Source organism: Streptomyces sp. NPDC043812, from assembly GCF_056436245.1.
Genome location: NZ_JBWKCY010000011.1, coordinates 210,112 through 227,563, shown reverse-complemented (window position 1 = coordinate 227,563; position 17,452 = coordinate 210,112). Strand labels below are relative to the sequence as shown.

The following is a 17,452-nucleotide window of genomic DNA, read 5'->3' as shown; positions in this document are numbered from 1 at the left end:
AGCCTCCGGCAACCGGGCATTTGTGCCCATTTTTCGCGGCCGGATTCGGATTTGGAGAGCGATGCGCCCGATATCGCGTACGGCACTGGGAGCGGCCACCGCCGCCGTCCTCGCCGTCACGACACTCGCGCCGGCAGCCGCCGCGCCCCGGCAGGACCAGGCCGGCGAACGACCACTGACCGGCAGCGCGGCAGCGGCACGGCAGAACGAGCAGCCGGTCACGGTCACCCTCGTCACCGGCGACCGGGTCCTGGTGAGCCGGGACACCGCGGGTACTCCCGCGGCGACCGTACTGCCCCGCCCGGACGGCACCACGCCACTCGTCCAGACCCGCAGGGCGGGCGACGACCTGTACGTCTACCCGCAGGACGCGACTGCGGCGCTCGCCGCGGGCACCGTCGACGAGCAGCTGTTCAACGTCACCGGACTGATCCGTCAGGGCTACGACGACGCCCACTCCGCGTCCCTGCCGCTGATCGCCACGTACCGCTCCGACGTCGCCCGGACCGCGCCCGTCACCCCGCGCGGAGCCGACCGCGGTCTCGTCCTCGACGCCGTCGACGGTGTCGCGCTCAAGGCGGACAAGAAGAAGACCGCCGACTTCTGGGCGGACGTCACCAACTCCCGTTCCCGCTCCGCCGCCGGGCTCAAGAAGCTCTGGCTCGACCGCCAGGTCCACGCCGCCCTCGACCGCTCCACCAAGCAGGTCGCCGCCGACGCCGCCTGGGCCGCAGGATTCGACGGCAAGGGCACCAAGGTCGCCGTCCTCGACACCGGCGTGGACGCCGAACACCCCGACCTCAAGGGTCGGGTGACGGCGGCGGAGAACTTCACCGACTCCAGCACCCCCGACGACCGGCAGGGCCACGGCACCCACACCATCTCCACCGTCGGCGGCTCCGGTGCCGCGAGCGACGGGAAGAACAAGGGCGTCGCCCCCGGCGCCGACCTGCTCAGCGGCAAGGTCCTCAACGACTCCGGCTCCGGTGCCGAGTCCTGGATCATCGCCGGAATGCAGTGGGCCGTCGACCAGCAGGCCGATGTCGTCTCCATGAGCCTGGGCAGCCGGGAGCCCACTGACTGCACCGACCCCATGAGCGCGGCAGCCGAGGAACTCGCCCGGACCGAGCGCACGTTGTTCGTCGTCGCCGCGGGCAACGCGGGCCCGTCGCTGAACACCGTCTCGTCGCCGGGCTGCGTACCCGGCGTCCTCACCGTCGGCGCCGTCGACCGTGACGACACCACCGCGCAGTTCTCCAGCCGCGGACCGGCCGTCGGATCGCACACCCTCAAGCCCGAGATCGCCGCCCCCGGCGTCTCCATCTCCGCCGCGGCTGCAGGCGGCCGGGGCATGTACGCCTACCGTTCGATGTCCGGCACCTCCATGGCCACCCCGCACGTCGCGGGCGCCGCCGCCATCGTCAAGCAGCGCCACCCCGACTGGACGGCGCAGCAGATCAAGGCCGCGCTGGTGTCCTCCGCCAAGTCGTCCGTGCCGGGCGACGTACGCGAGACCGGAGGCGGCCGCCTCGATGTGAAGGCCGCGATCGACACCACGGTCACCGGCTCGCCCGCAGTTCAGGGCGGCACCTTCAACTGGCCCCAGGACAGCAGCGACCGCACCACCGTCCAGGTGCCCTACACGAACACCGGCGACAAGGCCGTCACCCTCGACCTGGAGGTGCGGGCGGTCACCGGCAACGACGGATCCCGCATCCGCTCCGGCCTCGCCCGACTCGGCGCGCGGAAGGTCACCGTCCCGGCGGGCGAGACGGTCACCGTCCCGCTCACCCTCGACCCGTCCGCCCGCATCGACCGTGCGCAGTACGGCGACATCACCGGCCGCGTCGTCGCCACCGCGAAGGGGGTCGGCGTCTCCACACCGTTCTCCCTGTACGTGGAGCCTGAGACCGTCACCCTGCGCGTCAAGCTCGTCGACCGTGCCGGCAACCCGGCGACCGGCTCCTCGTCGCTCGACGTCATAGGCACCGACACCGCGACCGGGGAGCGCCGCTTCAACGAGGGCGCGGCCGACCAGGTCTACCGCCTGCGGCCCGGCGCCTACCTGCTGTCCTCGTTCGTCACCTCGCCCGACGGCACGGTCGGCTACCTGGGCCGCCCGCAGGTCGAGCTGACCAAGGACACCACGGTCGTCCTCGACGCCCGCAAGGCGCACCGCCTGCGCATCGACACCGACCGCCGGTCCGAGACCCGCAGCGCCACGCTCGCCTTCGCGCGCAGCTGGGACGACACCTGGCTGCACGCCGGATCCGTCACGGGCTCCCGTCTGGTCACCGGCTACTACGCCGACGTGCAAGGCCGCGCGCACGACGGTGAGTTCGAGCTCAACAGCTTCTGGCGCGCACAGGCCCCCCTGATCGAGAAGCTGTCGGTCGAGGGTGGCGGGGAACTGCATCCGCTGGTCGCGAACGTCGGCTCCGTCAACCTCGACGGCACCGGCGAGGCCGACGTCGTCGACGCCGGCACCGGAACCCCCGCCGAGCTCGAAGCAGCCGGTGTGAAGGGCAAGTTCGCGCTGGTCCGGCTGCCGGACGGCAACCCGGCGGCAGCGACCGTGGCGCGCAACGCCAAGACCGCGGGCGCACTCGCGGTGATCGTCCACCGCACCGCCCCCGGCCGCTGGCTTCCCTCCACCGGCTTTGGCGCGGCGCCGCACCCCGTGCTCGGCATCGAGGCCACCGAGGCCGCGTCCCTGCTGGAACGCCTCGCCGAGGGCACCGTCACCCTGCGCTGGAAGGCCACCGCGAAGAGCCCGTTCGTCTACAACCTGGGCTTCACCGAGGACGGAACGGTCACCTCGGACCGGACCTACCGGGTACGTGACAGCACGCTCGCCAGGACCCAGGCCACGTACCACGCGGTGGGCGTGGAAACCGACTTCATCGACAGCGTCGTCGCCTACCGGCCGAGCGGTGCCGCCTCCTCGGTCGCCGTGACGGACCTGGTGCACGCACCCGGCACCCGCACCGAGTACCACACGCCGGGTGACACCGCCTTCGACCACCACGTCTCGTCCAGCTTCCCCTGGGGCGAGTCGATGATCTCCCCGGCGCGCACCCATCGCACGGGTGAGGTGCGCAAGGAGACCTGGTACGGCGGCGTCCTCACACCCGTCGCGCCCCGCGACGCCACCGGCAAGGCGGCGCTCGCGGCGGAACGACAGGGCAACCTCATCGGCATGGCGACCGCGTTCTGGGGCGACAGCGAGCACATGGGCGCGGCGGGGTCCTTCGGTGACATCGGCAATGTGCGCCTGCTGCGCGACGGCAAGGAGATCGGCGAGAGCTCCTACCCGTTCGGGGTGTTCGAGGTCCCGGCCGAGGACGCGGCGTACGAGATGACGCAGACCACGATGAAGGTCGGTCAGCCGGCCGCCGTCTGGAAGCGTTCCACGCAGGTGCAGACGACTTGGAAGTTCCGCTCGGAGCTCGACGAGAACATCTACTCGCAGGGCATTCCGATGCTCTTCCCTGGGTACGACATTCCGGAGGACGGCCTCAAGACCATCGCGGCGAGCGACGGTCAGAAGATCACCCTGAGCGCCGGCGGCCACGCGGGTTACCAGCCCGGTGCGCTGACGGCCGCGAAGCTGTCGTACTCGTACGACGGCGGCGAGACGTGGACCGAAGCGGCCACGCAGCAGCGGGGTGACGCCTGGACCGCAACCGTGAACCACGCGGACGCGGCGGGCAGGCCGGTCACCCTGAAGACCGAACTGACGGACGCCAAGGGCAACTCCGTCTCCCAACTCGTGGTCGACGCATACGCCGTGCGCTGATCACGACCGGTCCGCCGGGCGTCCTTCCCGTGGGGGGTTGGGGCGCCCGGCGGACCTCTTTACCGCAGACGCCGGTCGCACATCCAAATTTCCGGATGCCCCGTTTTCGGGCGCCCCTCGCGGTGGACAATAAGGGCATGAGCGAGCAGGGGGAGAGGCCGTCCCGGCCGGCCGGCGAGGACGACTGGTGGAACAAGCTCTATGACGACTCCGCCGCGGACACGGGCGCGTCCGAGCCGACGGGCGACACACTCGACGACCGCTTCGACTCCGCGTCGGGCACGGTGTCCCGCCCGAGGGCGTGGTGGGACCGAGCGCCGTCGCCGGCCGGCCGGGATCCGCAGGCTCCCGACGGCGTCGGCGTGCCCTTACCTCCCGTGCCCCCGCCCCGTGACGGCGGTGGGCGGCCGACCAGTGGCGGGCGCCGCGGCGCGGACAAGGCAACCGCACAGCCAGGAGGGGTCCCCGACGACCGCCGGGGCCCGGCGCGCGACCCGAGGGCCGGCGCCGACCCGCCCGCCCCAGCCTCCACCACCGCGCCCGGCGCGGACCCGCGGCCGGCCGTCCAGGTCGTCGGTGGCGGGCCGCCCACCTATGACCCCGAGCCCACCGCCCTGCCCGCCGCGCAGGCCGCCGAGCTGCACCACCTCGTCGCCGACACCGTCCTCGACGGCGCCCGGTACGGGACGTACACCCTCAGGGCCGCGTCCGTCAGAGGTGACTCCGCCCGCTTCCGGGGCGAGCCCCGGCGCGACGCCCTCCTCACCGCCAGGTTCGGCGCAGGGGCCGAAGCCCTTGTGCTCGTCGCCGTCGCCGGCGGCAGCAGGCACTCCGAGAACGCCCACCTCGCCGCCGCAGACGCCTGCCACTGGATCGGCGCTGCCGTCGGCCGCAGCCACGCCCGCCTCTGCGAGGACATAAGGGCCGGACGCCGCGGCGACCTCAAGTCCGGTCTGCACCGGCTCGTCGACCGCAGCCTCGGCAAGCTGCGCGCCCGTGCCGCCGAGCGCGGACTCGAACCGGAGGAGTACACCGCCGGCTTCCGCTGTCTCCTGCTGTCCGCCGACCCCGACTGCCGCACCCGGGTCTTCTTCGGAGTCGGCGGCGGCGGACTGTTCCGGCTGCGTGACGGCGCCTGGCAGGACCTCGAGCCCCTGGTCGACAAGCCCGCCGCCGAGCCCGGCCCGCCTGTCGTCGGATACGGGTCCTCGCCGCCCGAGGCCGGCCCCGACGGCGACCGGCTCACCATGGACCTGAACATCGCCACGCCTCCGTCGCCGTACATCGAAGCCCCGCCCCCACCACCCGCCGAACCCTTCCGCTTCCGCGCCTCCGTCGCCCGTCCGGGCGACACCCTGCTGCTGTGCAGCAACGGCCTCGCCGAACCGCTGCGCGGCGAGGCCGCCCTCGCCGACGAGCTGGCCGCACGGTGGAACGGCCCCGAGCCGCCGGGCATGACGCAGTTCCTCGCCGACGTCCAGCTGCGCGTGAAGGGGTACGCCGACGACCGGACGGCGGTCGCCGTCCGGGAGGCGTAGCCCGCCGGGCCATGGGTTCATGGGGAGCGAGGTCCACCCGGAAAGGGGCGCGCATCCCATGGCCAAGCAGAACGTGGCGGAGCAGTTCGTCGACATCCTGGTCCGTGCCGGGGTCCAGCGGCTGTACGGCGTCGTCGGCGACAGTCTCAACCCCGTCGTCGACGCCATCCGCCGTACCCCCGGCATCGACTGGATCCAGGTCAGGCACGAGGAAACCGCTGCCTTCGCGGCCGGCGCCGAGGCACAGATCACGGGCCGTCTCGCCGCCTGCGCCGGATCCTGCGGCCCCGGCAACCTCCACCTGATCAACGGCCTCTACGACGCGCACCGCTCCATGGCGCCGGTGCTCGCCCTCGCCTCCCACATCCCCTCCGGCGAGATCGGGCTCGGCTTCTTCCAGGAGACGCACCCCGACCAGCTCTTCCGGGAGTGCAGCCACTACTGCGAGCTGATCTCCAGCCCGCAGCAGATGCCCCGCCTCCTGCAGACCGCGATCCAGCACGCCATCGGCCGCAGCGGTGTCAGCGTGGTCTCGCTGCCGGGCGACATCGCCGACCGGTCCGCTCCCGAGAGGACCATCGAGCACGCGCTCGTCACCACCCGCCCCACCGTCCGCCCGGGGGACACCGAGCTGGACAAACTCGTCGCCATGATCGACGAGGCGGAACGGGTGACCCTCTTCTGCGGCAGCGGCACGGCCGGCGCACACGCCGAGGTGATGCAGTTCGCGGAGCGCATCAAGTCACCCGTCGGACATGCGCTCCGTGGCAAGGAGTGGATTCAGTACGACAATCCCTACGACGTCGGTATGAGCGGGCTGCTCGGCTACGGCGCGGCGTACGAGGCCACCCACGAGTGCGATCTGCTGATCCTCCTCGGCACGGACTTCCCCTACTACGCGTTCCTGCCCGACGACGTGAAGATCGCTCAGGTCGATGTCCGCCCCGAGCACCTCGGCCGCCGTTGCAAGCTCGACCTCGCCGTATGGGGCGACGTGCGCGAGACGCTGCGCTGTCTGATCCCGCGGGTCAGGGCCAAGACCAACCGCCGCTTCCTCGACAAGATGCTGAAGAAGCACGCCGACGCGCTGGAGGGCGTGGTCAAGGCGTACACCCGCAAGGTGGAGAAGCACGTTCCGATCCACCCCGAGTACGTGGCGTCCGTCCTCGACGAACTCGCCGACGACGACGCCGTGTTCACCGTCGACACCGGCATGTGCAACGTATGGGCGGCCCGCTACATCTCGCCCAACGGCCGACGGCGCATCATCGGTTCGTTCAGCCACGGCTCGATGGCCAACGCGCTGCCGCAGGCGATCGGCGCGCAGTTCATCGACCGCGGCCGACAGGTCGTGTCCATGTCGGGAGACGGCGGGTTCTCCATGCTGATGGGGGACTTTCTGACCCTGGTCCAGTACGACCTGCCGGTGAAGATCGTGCTGTTCAACAACTCCGCGCTGTCCATGGTCGAGCTGGAGATGCTGGTCGCCGGGCTGCCCTCGTTCGGTACCACCTACCGCAACCCCGATTTCGCGGCCGTCGCCCGGGCAGCGGGCGCCTTCGGTGTACGGGTGGAGAAGCCCAAGCAGCTCGTGGGCGCGCTCAAGGACGCCTTCAAGCACAAGGGGCCGGCCCTGGTCGACGTCGTCACCGACCCGAACGCGCTGTCCATCCCGCCGAGGATCAGCGCCGACATGGTGACCGGCTTCGCCCTGTCCGCCGGCAAGATCGTGCTGGACGGCGGGGTCGGCCGGATGCTGCAGATGGCCCGCTCCAACCTGCGGAACGTGCCGAGGCCCTGACCCGCGGGGCCCCGGCACGGGGCGTCACGCCGGTGTCAGCCGCAGGGTCAGGATCTGGAACGGTCGAAGCCGCAGGGTCAGCCCCTGCTCGCCGGTCTCCGCGTCGTGCAGAGGCCGCTCCAGCAGGTCGGTGACCTGGGCCCGCACGACGGGGAACCCGACCTGCACGGTCGACTCGGCGCGGCCGCCGCCCGATTCGTACAGCCGCACGATCACATCGCCGCTGCGGTCCTCGGCGAGCTTGACCGATTCGACGGTGACCGAGGGGTGCGGGATCTGCACCAGCGGGACGGCCGGCGGAACCGTAGCCGTGCGCAGCGGCAGGTTCAGCGCCAGACCGTCCCGCACCGTGTCCGCCAGCGTCCCGCCGGGCAGCAGCGCATACGTGAAGCGGTGCGTGCCGAGATCGGCCTCCGGGTCCGGGCTGTGCGGGGCGCGCAGCAGTGTCAGCCGCACAGTCGTACCGAGACCCGAATCGTGCGGCGCCCGGGTCACGTCGTGGCCGTACATGGAGTCGTTGAGCACCGCGACGCCGTACGCCGGCTCGGCGACCCTCAGCCAGCGGTGGGCACAGATCTCGAACCTGGCCGCGTCCCAGCCCGTGTTGTCGTGCGTGGCGCGGTGGACGTGGCCGAACTGGATCTCCGCCGTGGACCGTTCGGCATGGACGTCCAGCGGGAACGCCGCCTTGAGGACCTTCTCCGACTCCTGCCAGTCGACGTCGGTGACGAAGTCGATGCGACGGCCCTGCGCCAGGCGGATCTCCTGGGTGATCCGGGAGCCGCCGAAGGCGCGGACGACGCGGACCGCGGCACGCAGCGGCCCCTCCTCCACCACCTCGACGGACTCGACGGCCGTCAGGTCCGTGTGCTTGCGACGATAATGCTGGTCGATGTCCCACGCGTCCCACTGATTGGGATGGTCGGGGTGGAGCTGGAGAAGATTGCCTCGGCTGCCGGGCGCCAGGACCTCGCGACGGTCGGTGAGGTCGTACACCGACGAGAGCAGTCCGTCGCCGTCGACGACGACCCTGACCCATCCGTTCTCCAACGTGATGCTCCCGGCGTCCGCGACGGCTCGCACGGGTGCCTGCCCGAAGTCGCCGCACACACCCGGGGCGTGGGCAGCCGCCTCGACGGTGGCGAGCACACGGCCGTCGGCCAGCGCCTGTGCCGTCACCCCGTCCGGGACCTGGTCCGCTTCGAACGCGACCGGCTCCACGCGGGCGTACGGCGACGCGTTGAGCGCCGCCGGCGCCGCCCCGGCGCCGCCGCCGAGCGCCGCGACCGCCCCGGCGACGATCTCCTCCAGCTCGGCCCGCACCATCTCGAAGGTGTCCCGCGCTTCACGGTGCACCCAGGCGATGGACGAGCCCGGCAGAATGTCGTGGAACTGGTGCAGCAGCACCGTCTTCCAGATCCGGTCCAGCGTGTCGTAGGGATAGGCGTACGACGGGACATGCAGGGTGGCGGCCGTCGCCCACAGCTCGGCCTCCCGCAACAGGTGTTCGCTGCGGCGGTTGCCCTGCTTGGTCTTGGCCTGGGTGGTGTACGTCGCCCGGTGCAGCTCCAGATACAGCTCGCCGGACCAGACCGGCGCGGCCGGTCCGTACTCCCGCTCCGCCGCGGCGAAGAACGCCGACGGCCGCTCCACCGTGACCCGTGGCGATCCCTCCAGATCGCGGAGCCGGCGGGCCTTCTCCAGCATCTCGCGCGTCGGACCACCGCCGCCGTCGCCCCACCCGAACGGCACCAGGGAGCGCGTCGCCCGGCCCTTGTCGGCGAAATTCCGCTCGGCGTGGGCCAGTTCGGCGCCGTGCAGCTGGGAGTTGTACGTGTCCACGGGCGGGAAGTGCGTGAAGACCCGGGTGCCGTCGATGCCCTCCCACCAGAAGGTGTGGTGGGGCATCCTGTTGGTCTGGTTCCACGACAGCTTCTGCGTCAGGAACCACTTCACCCCCGCGAGCTTCGCCAGCTGCGGAAAGGCCGCGGTGTAGCCGAAGGAGTCGGGCAGCCAGATCTCCTTGGTCTCCACGCCCAGCTCCGCGGCGAAGAAGCGCTTCCCGTGCACGATCTGGCGGGCCAGCGCCTCGCCTCCGGGCATGTTGGCGTCCGACTCCACCCACATCGAGCCGACCGGAGACCAATTGCCCTCGCGGACCGCTTTCTTGATGCGCTCCCAGATGTGCGGCTGGTGCTCCTTCACCCAGGCGTACTGCTGGGCCTGCGAGCAGGCGAACACGAGCTCGGGATAGTCGGCCGCCAGCGCCGTCACGTTGGCGAAGGTCCGGGCGGCCTTGCGCACCGTCTCGCGCAGCGGCCACAGCCACGCCGAGTCGATATGGGCGTGTCCGGCCGCGGAGATCCGGTGGGCGCTGGGCGTCGCGGGGCTGGACAGTGCCTCGGCGAGCTCGGCACGGGCCGCGGCCGCCGTCCCCGCGACATCGTGCAGATCGAGCGTGTCGAGCATGGTCTCCAGGGCTCGCAGGATCTCGTGGCGTCGTGAGCGGTCCACGGGCAGCTCGCGCATCAGCTCCGACAGCACCTCGATGTCCAGTACGAGGTGCCACACCTCCTCGTCCAGGACGGCCAGATCCGCCGAGGCGAAGCGGTACAGGGGCCGGTCGCCCGCGGTCAGCACGTCTCCGAGCAGGGTCGGGGCGAAGTCGTGGAGCACGGCCGGATTGGCCGCGGCCTCCAGCAGCAGACCGACCTGCTCGCCGCCCGACGCCGGGGCCGCGACGGGGATGTGCCGATTGCGTGGATGGATGCCCTTGATCGGCACGCCCGCCGCGTCGTACACCAGCCCCTCGGCCTGGAAACCGGGGCCCTCGCCGGTGAAACCCGGGTCGACGACCGCCTCGACCCGGCGGCCCGCCCACGCGGGCGGCACGGTGCCCTCCAGCCGGAACCAGCTGGTGGACCAGGGCGCACCCCACTCGGTGCCTGCTTCGAACGGCTCGTAGGCGCCCTTCAGCGCCTCGGCGACGGGAACCGGCTCGCCCGGGGCGTGCCACACCCCGAGCGCGAGCGGTGTCCGCTCCCCGTACTGCGCGGGACGGATGAACTGGCGCAGGGCGCGCTCGAGGCGCCCTTCCACCAAAGTGCGGTCGTCATGCATCACGATTCCTCTCGGCGAATCCCATGAGTGGTGTTCCCCGCGTGGGGCATGCATCCCGAGAACGCTTACGAAGCATGAACTCGTTCCGACGTGTGGGTGGGGGATGATGACTGGACGTCACGGGGGCCCGGGTGTGCGCGGCAGGCTGCACCGCAGACTCGGCAGCGGTGATCTGACCGCTGTGCCCGAAGTACGGCATGCGTTACGCGACCTGCTGGTGAAGTGGCCCGAGTCCGATGCGGCCACCCCGGCGGACGCGGCGCACGTCGCCGAGCTGCTGGCCAGCGAACTGGTGACCAATGCGCTGATCCACACCGACCGGGGAGCGGTGGTCACGGCCACCGTCGAGGACTCGCGCCTGCACGTGGAGGTCCGGGACTTCATGGCAGGACTGCCCGTGACCGACACCGCGCCCGTCGACCTCGGCACGAGCGGCAGGGGACTGGTCCTGGTGGAGACCCTGGCGGACGCATGGGGCGTGCGTACGGCTCAGGGGGTGGGCAAGGTGGTCTGGTTCGAGCTGTACGCAGGGGCGGCCTGACCGCTGGCCCGAGCTGCACGCAGGGGCGGCCCGAGCCGCGGTCCTCCGCGCCCTGCCACCCCTGCCACAGACTGCACATCAGCCGAACTGCTGCTCCAGATCCTTGAGTTTCCGCTCCAGCGAGTCGAGACGCGGCAGGGCCTGGGTGTCGTCCTCCGCCGTGAGGTCCACGGTGACGGGTTCGGGCCCCTTCGCCTTGACCGCCTGCAGGGAGGGCCGGGCGCGCACGGGCAGCTGTCCGTGCTCCGCTATGACGGGCTCCACTACGGATCCCGCGGGCTCCACCACGGATCCCGCGGGCGGAGCCTGTCCCTGCTGGCCGGCCGGGGCGAGGGCGGGGAGTTCCGCCGGACGACCGGCCCGCCCCAGCCCCCAGGCCCGGTGCTGCCGGTTGTACGCCCGGATCCTGGCCCGCTCCAGCTTTTCGCGGCCCCGACGGTTCAGCCGGTTCTGCTCCCTCTCCCGCCGGTCCTCGCGCACCTCGTCGACCGCCTCGTCGAGGGTGCGCACACCTTCGAGGAGCATCAGCGACCAGGCGGCGAACGTCTCGCGGGGCGCCCGCAGCCACCGGACGACCCGGATCTGCGGCAACGGACGCGGCACCAGGCCCTGTTCGCGCAGTGCGGCCCGCCGGGTCTGCTTCAGCGCGCGGTCGAACAGGACGGCGGCGGACAGGGACATGCCCGCGAAGAACTGCGGGGCGCCCGCGTGACCCATCCCGCGCGGTGCGTGCACCCAGTTGAACCAGGCCGCAGCCCCGGCGAACGTCCACACGAGCAGCCGCGAGCCGAGCGCGGCGTCACCGTGGCTCGCCTCGCGCACGGCGAGGACGGAACAGAACATGGCCGCCCCGTCCAGCCCGAACGGGACAAGGTACTCCCAGCCGCCGGAGAGGTTGAGGTTCTGCCGTCCGAAGCCCACGAGGCCGTGGAACGAGAGTGCGGCGGCCACCGCGGCACAGCAGAACAGCAGGACGTAGGAAGCGGTGCCGTAGACGGCTTCCTTCCGTCTGCGGCGTTCCTCGCTGCGTTCCCAGGAGTCGTCGGCCGCGGCCTTGCCCCCGGCGATTCCGGCGCGTTTGCCGCGCGTGAGCACCGCAATCGCCGCCAGGACTCCCAGGAGCATCACGCCGACGGGGAGCAGCCAGTCCAGCGATATGTCGGTCAGTCTCATGCGGTGTCCCTTGCATCGCGGTAGGCGTAACGGCCGCCATAGTGGCCGACGCTGCGGCGCGTCCAAGGGCTTTCGGCGCAAGAGCACGCCAACGGGGCGGTTCCGCGCACGGATAGGTGTGATCTGATCGAACTGTCTTATGGGCAGCTGGAGTTGTGTTCGACGGGAAGCCACTCGAAAGAGGGGCGTGGATTCGTGGAGCGAGGGTGATGCGCGGCCCGGAGTCAGGCGCTCTGCCGCAGCCGTTCCACGCGGTCCGCGTCGCACGTGCGCGGACAGGTCACGCAGGTGTCCTCGGGGCGCAATGTGTAGAACAGGCAGCAGCTCGCCCGGTCGCGGGTCGGCAGCGTCTCGCCGTCCGGCCCGGTCAGCTCCCGGAACCCGGCGGTGCCCACGTACGGTCCGGTCGTCCCCGGCAGCAGCTGCTCCAGCTGCTCGACCGCCCGGCGCTCCTCGCCGAGAAGGTGTGCGATGTACCACAGGCCCTCGACGACCTCGTCCGTCGCCATCCCCCACAGCGCGCGCGAGCCGCGGCGCATCCGGGGGCGGAAGCCGCCCAGGACCGGTTCGACGTGCTCGGCGACCGCCGCGCGGACCTCCTCGCGCAACGCCTCCTCGTCCGGGACGACGCGCGCTCCGGGAAGACCTGCGGCCGGGTCGCCCGGCAGGCAGGCGAACGAGGTCACCCGCACCGACATCCGCCCCAGCGCGCGCTGGAAGGCCACGCCCTCGACGGGCACCCGCGGCACCCGGCGGTGCAGGAACCAGGGGACGGTGATCAGCAGACAGGCAGGCCAGGCGTAGCGGTGCAGTCCGAAGCTGGCGACGACATCGGGGCGTGCCTGTTGACCGTAGTCGCGCAGCACCTGGGCGTTGTCCCAGGCCAGGAATGAGTCGAGGCCCGGCCCGCCGTCGGCAAGATCACTCGCCCGGACCCAGCCCGCACCGGACGGCGCCGGTTCGCCGTCGCGCAGCTCCGTGACGCGCAGCCCGGGGAACACCTCGGCGAGGCGTGCGTAGGCATCGGCGACGGGAGAGGCGAGGCCGGACATCAGGGTGGGAACGGTCATGCCGGGAACCACCGAATCACGATCGTTAGCAGGTTAGCCTTACCTTACCCGACCTGATCGATGTTTGAACTGCAGCCTCGCCCGCCTATCGTGCACACAGGGCCTCGCGCATGCCAGCCGGGCCACGTACCGGCGAGGAGGACCCGAGTGGAGCAGGGCGCAGCGCGCGAAGCCGCGCAGCCGTACCCGCCCGCACCCGCGGCAGCCCCGGTCCCGGGCGCCCCGCGGGTCCCGGAACAGGTCCGCGGCGAGCACACCCACAGCGAGCCGCCTGCCCCCGCACCGCGCCCCGTCCAGCGCCACTCCGTGCGCACCCAGATCCTCGAGGCCCTGCGCACGGCGCTCGTCGACGGCGACCTCGTACCCGGCGAGGTGTACTCCGCGCCCGTGCTCGGCGACCGCTTCGGCGTCTCCGCCACCCCGGTGCGCGAGGCGATGCAGCAGCTCGCGATCGAGGGCGCCGTCGAGGTCGCCCCCAACCGCGGATTCCGGGTCTGTGTGCGCAGCGCCCGCGAACTGGCGGAGCTGGCCGAGGTCCGCGCACTCATCGAGGTGCCGGTCATGCTCCGGCTCGCCCGCACGGTCCCCGCGGCCCGCTGGGCCGCGCTGCGTCCCCTCGCGGAGGCGACGGCCGCCGCGGCCGCCACCGGCGACCGCGCGAGCTACGCCGACACCGACCGCGCCTTCCACCACGCCGTCCTCGCCCTCGCCGGCAACCAGCAGCTCCTCGCGGTCGCCGACGACCTGCACCGCCGCTCCCAGTGGCCCCTCACCGACGCGCCCGCCACGCGCCGGGCCGACCTCGTCGCGGACGCCGCCGAACACACGGCCCTGCTCGAGGCATTGATCGCCCAGGACCTGACCGTCGTGCGGTCCCTGGTGCGGGAACACTTCACCGGCTCGGACGTCTGACGGGAGCAGGCTTGCGCGGCACGGTATGGGCGGTGGCCAACCAGCTCGGTGTGGTGGCCGGCACGCCCGCGGAACTCCAGTCGGCCCTCCTGTCCACCGCCCCGCGCACCCTGCGGCTGGGTCTGCCCGGTCAGAACCCGGAGCACATCGGCGAACTCGTGCGCATCCTGCGGGAGTTCGGCCATGTCCAGGTCGTCGTCGAGGCGGCCGGGGACGATCCCGGGGACGCCCCGCAGGGCGACTTGGAGGCACCGTCCGCCGACCCGGTGGACCTGGACGACCCTGCCGCGGTGTGCGCCGCCGCCCCGCTCCTCGTCACGGCCGCCTACGAGGCCGACGGCGGCATCCACGGCGGACTGCGTACCGCCTGGCTGCGCGCGGGCCAGGCCCTCATCCGGGAACCCGACCCCGGCGAGCGTGCCCTCCTCCTGCTGGCCGCCCTGCCCGCGGCCGCGGACCGGGAGACGCGCGCCGCCCTCGTGGCACTCGCCGCCCCGGCGCGCTGGACGGTGGAGTGGTCACGAGAGACGGCCGGCGCAGCGGGCGGCAGGTCACCGGACGGGTCTGCCCCGGTCGCCGCACTGACCGTTTCCGGTGGCAGGCTCCTGATGGCCGACCGGACCGGCGCCGTCCACGAGCCGGAGTCCCGGCAGCTGCTGCACCCGCCGACTCCCGTGCGGGTGAAGGCGATGGCCGCGCTGGGCGACCGCACCCTGCTGCTGCTCGACGAACGCGGCCGCCTGCACACCCGCGGGTCCGCCACCGCTCTGACCGAGGCCGTGACGGCCACACTCGCCGCCCACCCCGGCACGGCGCTGGCCACCGCGGGCGGCGCGGTCCTCGTCGGCGACCGTATGGGTTCCGTGCACGCGTTCGGCCCCGGTGGACTGCACCAGGCCGCCCCGCACTCCGGCCGGATCACAGCCCTGGCGGCCACCTCGTCACCCGCCCCGCTGGTTCACAGCGGCGGCGCCGACGGCACGGTGTGCAGCTGGGCCGTCGGCCGCACCCCGCCCGGTGAGCCGTTCGCCCGGCGCCCGTTCCCCGTCGTCGCCCTGCATGCCGCCGACACACCGCGCGGCCCGGCCGTCGCCGTCGCCTGGTCGGACGGGTTGACCGAACTGCACCACCCCGGCACGGGCGAGGTGCTGCCGCTGCGTCCCGGTCCCGCCGTCCGCGCCGTCGCGATCGCACCGGACGGACGGCTCGTCGTCGCCACCGACGAATCCCTGGTCTGCCTACGCCCGCGGTGAGTTGGGCACTGCACCCGCTGCGACGCCATGGCCAAGGCTGCATTAACCTGTCCCGCCGTGCTGTCGAACAGCGAGGGGGGCGGTCATGACCGCGGATTCACCGGAGTCGTCCATACCCGACGAGGAATGGGAGCGATTCCAGCTCGAGAGCGAGGGGCCCGCGCGGCTCCGTGCTCCCAAGGAGCCGTCCGCGCGGGCGCGGATGGTGGCCGAGCGGCTGCGGCGCGCGGACGAGGAGGCCGCGCGGCAGCAGGGGCGGGCGCGGCGTCTGACACGCCGGGGGCGACGGGTGCAGGCGCAGCCCGACGGGTGGCGCACCTGGCCGGCCTCGTCGCAGGCGCGGCGACGGCGCAGCCGGGTGTGGACGGTTGTGTGGATCGCGGTCGCGATCGGCGCGGTCCTGCTGCTCCTCAACCCCGTCCGCGCGCTGCCCTGGCTCGGGTGACGGACACGGTCACGGCGGCGGCTCCAGACCGGACAGCAGGGACGCGACATCGAGACCGGTCAGCAGGTACTGCTCGAACGCGACGTTGTGCAGGGCCCACGACGAACGCCGCTGCCTGACCCGGTCGATGGCTCCCTCGCTGTCGTGGCCGAGTTCCACGAGGGCCTGCGCGACGACCAGGCCGGACCGGTTGTAGCCCGAGTAGCACCGCACCAGGATCTTGCGGCCCGCCCGTACGGCATCGGCGGCCACCTCCGCGACACGGCGGACGCTGTCGATCTCGGCGGAGGTCAGCCAGTCGTCGGGAATGGGCACCACATGGTGCTCGACCCCGGAGGCCGGGCCGTGGCCCTCGCGTGTCCACAGGCTGACCACCAGGTCGAACTCGCGGCCCACGACCACGTCCTGATGCGGCCGCTGCCCGTCCGACCAGACATGGCCGCCCATCCACAGGCCCGTCGTGATCTCGTCCCAGCGGGACCGGGGCTCCGGAACGTCGCCTTCCCTGCGGCGGGTTCTCACTGCGGTGCGGGCTCGGGCCGGACGGCGGCCGTCTGCGGCGGCACCACGGGCGACAGTTGGGCGCTCAGCCAGACCGGCACCCCGCCCAGCAGGCGGAACAGCCGGCGCGCCTCGGCCCGCAGCCGGCCCGCCTCCGGCTCGGTCTCGCAGTCGGCGAGCCCGGCGAGTGCGGGCGCGGTCCCGATCAGATAGCCCAGCTCCTCACGGATGCGCAGACACTCCGCGAAGCCGTGCCGTGCCTGCACCAACTCGCCCTCGCGCAGGGCGATCCCGGCCAGCTGCTGCCAGGTGAAGGACTGCAGCAGCGGATCGCCGTGGGTGATGGCTCCCGCATGGGCGCGCTCGTACGCGGCGCGCGCCGCCTGCGGTGAATCGGCGATGTGCTCGGCGACCAGTCCGCGCCGGAAGTCCAGCAGCGGACGCCGGGGTGAGGAGGGCGCGAGCAGCGCCGCCGCCCGGCCGAGCGCCGAACGGGCCTCGTCGGCACGGTCCCGTACCCCGAGCCTGGTCGCGGCGTACGCCAGCCGTCCGCGTTCGCTCGCGGCCCCGCCGCGCTCCTCGTCGTCCCCGGCCACCGCTTCCGCGGTGCGCAGGGCGTCCTCGGCCTCGGCCCAGCCGTCGCAGGTGAACAGGCAGCGCTCCACGAGCAGTCCGGCCCTCTCCAGCGCCGCGGCCGGTTCCCCGGAACGGGCCGCCAGCAGGGCTGCCGCGTCGGTCCAACAGCCGCGCGAACGCAGCCGCCATACCGCGGTCTGGAGTGGATCGTCACCTGCTGTGGTTCCGGAACCAGACATGGCGGTATGCGCCACTTGCCCTCCCCGAGCACGCCATTGAGCTGTTGAGTCAGACGGCATCTCAGCACGGATCGGCACGCCCGGCCAAGAGGTCGAGTGAATTGATTCACAATCTTTCAGCTGCCGACCGGGTCGCCGTGCCTGCCGTCCTGCGGTGCGACCAGGGCGAGATGACCCCCGTCGTTGGGCGGTGTCGAGAGGGTGAGGGTCGTCGACGGAGTGTACGGGCGGGCCGCCGCGTCGGCGTCAACCAGTTGGATCTCGCCATGCACCCCACGGGTGATCGCCACGAGAGGCGATCCGGGTGACGCGGCGGTCGCCCGGCGCTGCACCCCGTCCCAGGCAGGGCCGTCCGGCCGGGGCACACCGTCCATGGCGGGCAGAGGCACCTGGGCGGCGCACCCGGGCACCGATTCCCGGCACGCCGGAGTCCGTGGCGATCAGGACCGGGGGAGGCGTCGGGCGAGGCCGGTCTTGGGGTGGC

The 17,452-nt window shown here is 72.4% G+C and carries 13 protein-coding genes; 7 read left to right on the top strand and 6 right to left on the bottom strand.

From position 1 onward, the window contains the following. Positions 1-61: 61 nt before the first annotated feature. The 3 genes from AC067Z_RS18620 to AC067Z_RS18610 all read left to right on the top strand — a co-directional run bounded on the left by AC067Z_RS18620 (position 62) and on the right by AC067Z_RS18610 (position 7,138). Entirely contained in the window at positions 62-3,799 is a 3,738-nt protein-coding gene (locus tag AC067Z_RS18620) for a S8 family serine peptidase (RefSeq protein ID WP_478790610.1), read from the top strand. A gap of 137 nt (positions 3,800-3,936) precedes the next feature. Next, complete coding sequence (locus tag AC067Z_RS18615) at positions 3,937-5,337, top strand: protein phosphatase 2C domain-containing protein (protein ID WP_478790609.1); 1,401 nt, start codon at positions 3,937-3,939, stop codon at positions 5,335-5,337. 58 nt (positions 5,338-5,395) lie between these two features. Continuing rightward, positions 5,396-7,138: a pyruvate dehydrogenase gene (locus tag AC067Z_RS18610; protein ID WP_478790608.1), complete on the top strand. Its 1,743-nt coding sequence runs from the start codon at positions 5,396-5,398 to the stop codon at positions 7,136-7,138. Between the two features lie 24 nt (positions 7,139-7,162). On the opposite strand, the gene AC067Z_RS18605 is transcribed toward AC067Z_RS18610, so the two are convergent. Continuing rightward, positions 7,163-10,258 carry an alpha-mannosidase gene (locus AC067Z_RS18605; RefSeq protein WP_478790607.1) on the bottom strand — a complete coding sequence of 1,032 codons (3,096 nt, stop codon included), beginning with the start codon at positions 10,256-10,258 and terminating at the stop codon, positions 7,163-7,165. Positions 10,259-10,364: 106 nt separating this feature from the next. Here AC067Z_RS18605 and AC067Z_RS18600 point away from each other — a divergent pair, with 106 nt between their 5' ends. After that, on the top strand, positions 10,365-10,799 hold the full coding sequence (locus AC067Z_RS18600; RefSeq protein WP_478790606.1) for an ATP-binding protein: 435 nt from the start codon (positions 10,365-10,367) through the stop codon (positions 10,797-10,799). Positions 10,800-10,877: 78 nt separating this feature from the next. Here the strand turns inward: AC067Z_RS18600 and AC067Z_RS18595 are convergent, their stop codons facing one another. Then, on the bottom strand, positions 10,878-11,972 hold the full coding sequence (locus AC067Z_RS18595) for a DUF2637 domain-containing protein (RefSeq protein ID WP_478790605.1): 1,095 nt from the start codon (positions 11,970-11,972) through the stop codon (positions 10,878-10,880). Between the two features lie 224 nt (positions 11,973-12,196). Further along, positions 12,197-13,042 (bottom strand): (2Fe-2S)-binding protein, encoded by an 846-nt coding sequence (locus AC067Z_RS18590; RefSeq protein ID WP_478790604.1) that lies wholly within the window; start codon positions 13,040-13,042, stop codon positions 12,197-12,199. A 147-nt stretch (positions 13,043-13,189) separates the two neighbouring features. Here AC067Z_RS18590 and AC067Z_RS18585 point away from each other — a divergent pair, with 147 nt between their 5' ends. From AC067Z_RS18585 to AC067Z_RS18575, 3 genes are all read left to right on the top strand, one after another. Further along, positions 13,190-13,954, top strand: a complete 765-nt coding sequence (locus AC067Z_RS18585) for a GntR family transcriptional regulator (RefSeq protein ID WP_478790603.1) — start codon at positions 13,190-13,192, stop codon at positions 13,952-13,954. Between the two features lie 11 nt (positions 13,955-13,965). Then, a complete protein-coding gene (locus AC067Z_RS18580) occupies positions 13,966-15,207 on the top strand; it encodes a WD40 repeat domain-containing protein (protein WP_478790602.1) in 1,242 nt (413 codons plus the stop codon). Positions 15,208-15,292: 85 nt separating this feature from the next. Continuing rightward, positions 15,293-15,652 carry a hypothetical protein gene (locus tag AC067Z_RS18575; RefSeq protein WP_478790601.1) on the top strand — a complete coding sequence of 120 codons (360 nt, stop codon included), beginning with the start codon at positions 15,293-15,295 and terminating at the stop codon, positions 15,650-15,652. A 9-nt stretch (positions 15,653-15,661) separates the two neighbouring features. On the opposite strand, the gene AC067Z_RS18570 is transcribed toward AC067Z_RS18575, so the two are convergent. The 3 genes from AC067Z_RS18570 to AC067Z_RS18560 form a co-directional block, all read right to left on the bottom strand. Further along, positions 15,662-16,174, bottom strand: a complete 513-nt coding sequence (locus AC067Z_RS18570; protein WP_478790600.1) for a protein-tyrosine phosphatase family protein — start codon at positions 16,172-16,174, stop codon at positions 15,662-15,664. After that, a complete protein-coding gene (locus tag AC067Z_RS18565; protein WP_478790599.1) occupies positions 16,171-16,983 on the bottom strand; it encodes a hypothetical protein in 813 nt (270 codons plus the stop codon). Before AC067Z_RS18565 ends, AC067Z_RS18570 begins: the two co-directional genes overlap by 4 nt. A 101-nt stretch (positions 16,984-17,084) precedes the next feature. Continuing rightward, entirely contained in the window at positions 17,085-17,342 is a 258-nt protein-coding gene (locus AC067Z_RS18560) for a hypothetical protein (RefSeq protein WP_478790598.1), read from the bottom strand. Positions 17,343-17,452 lie beyond the last annotated feature (110 nt).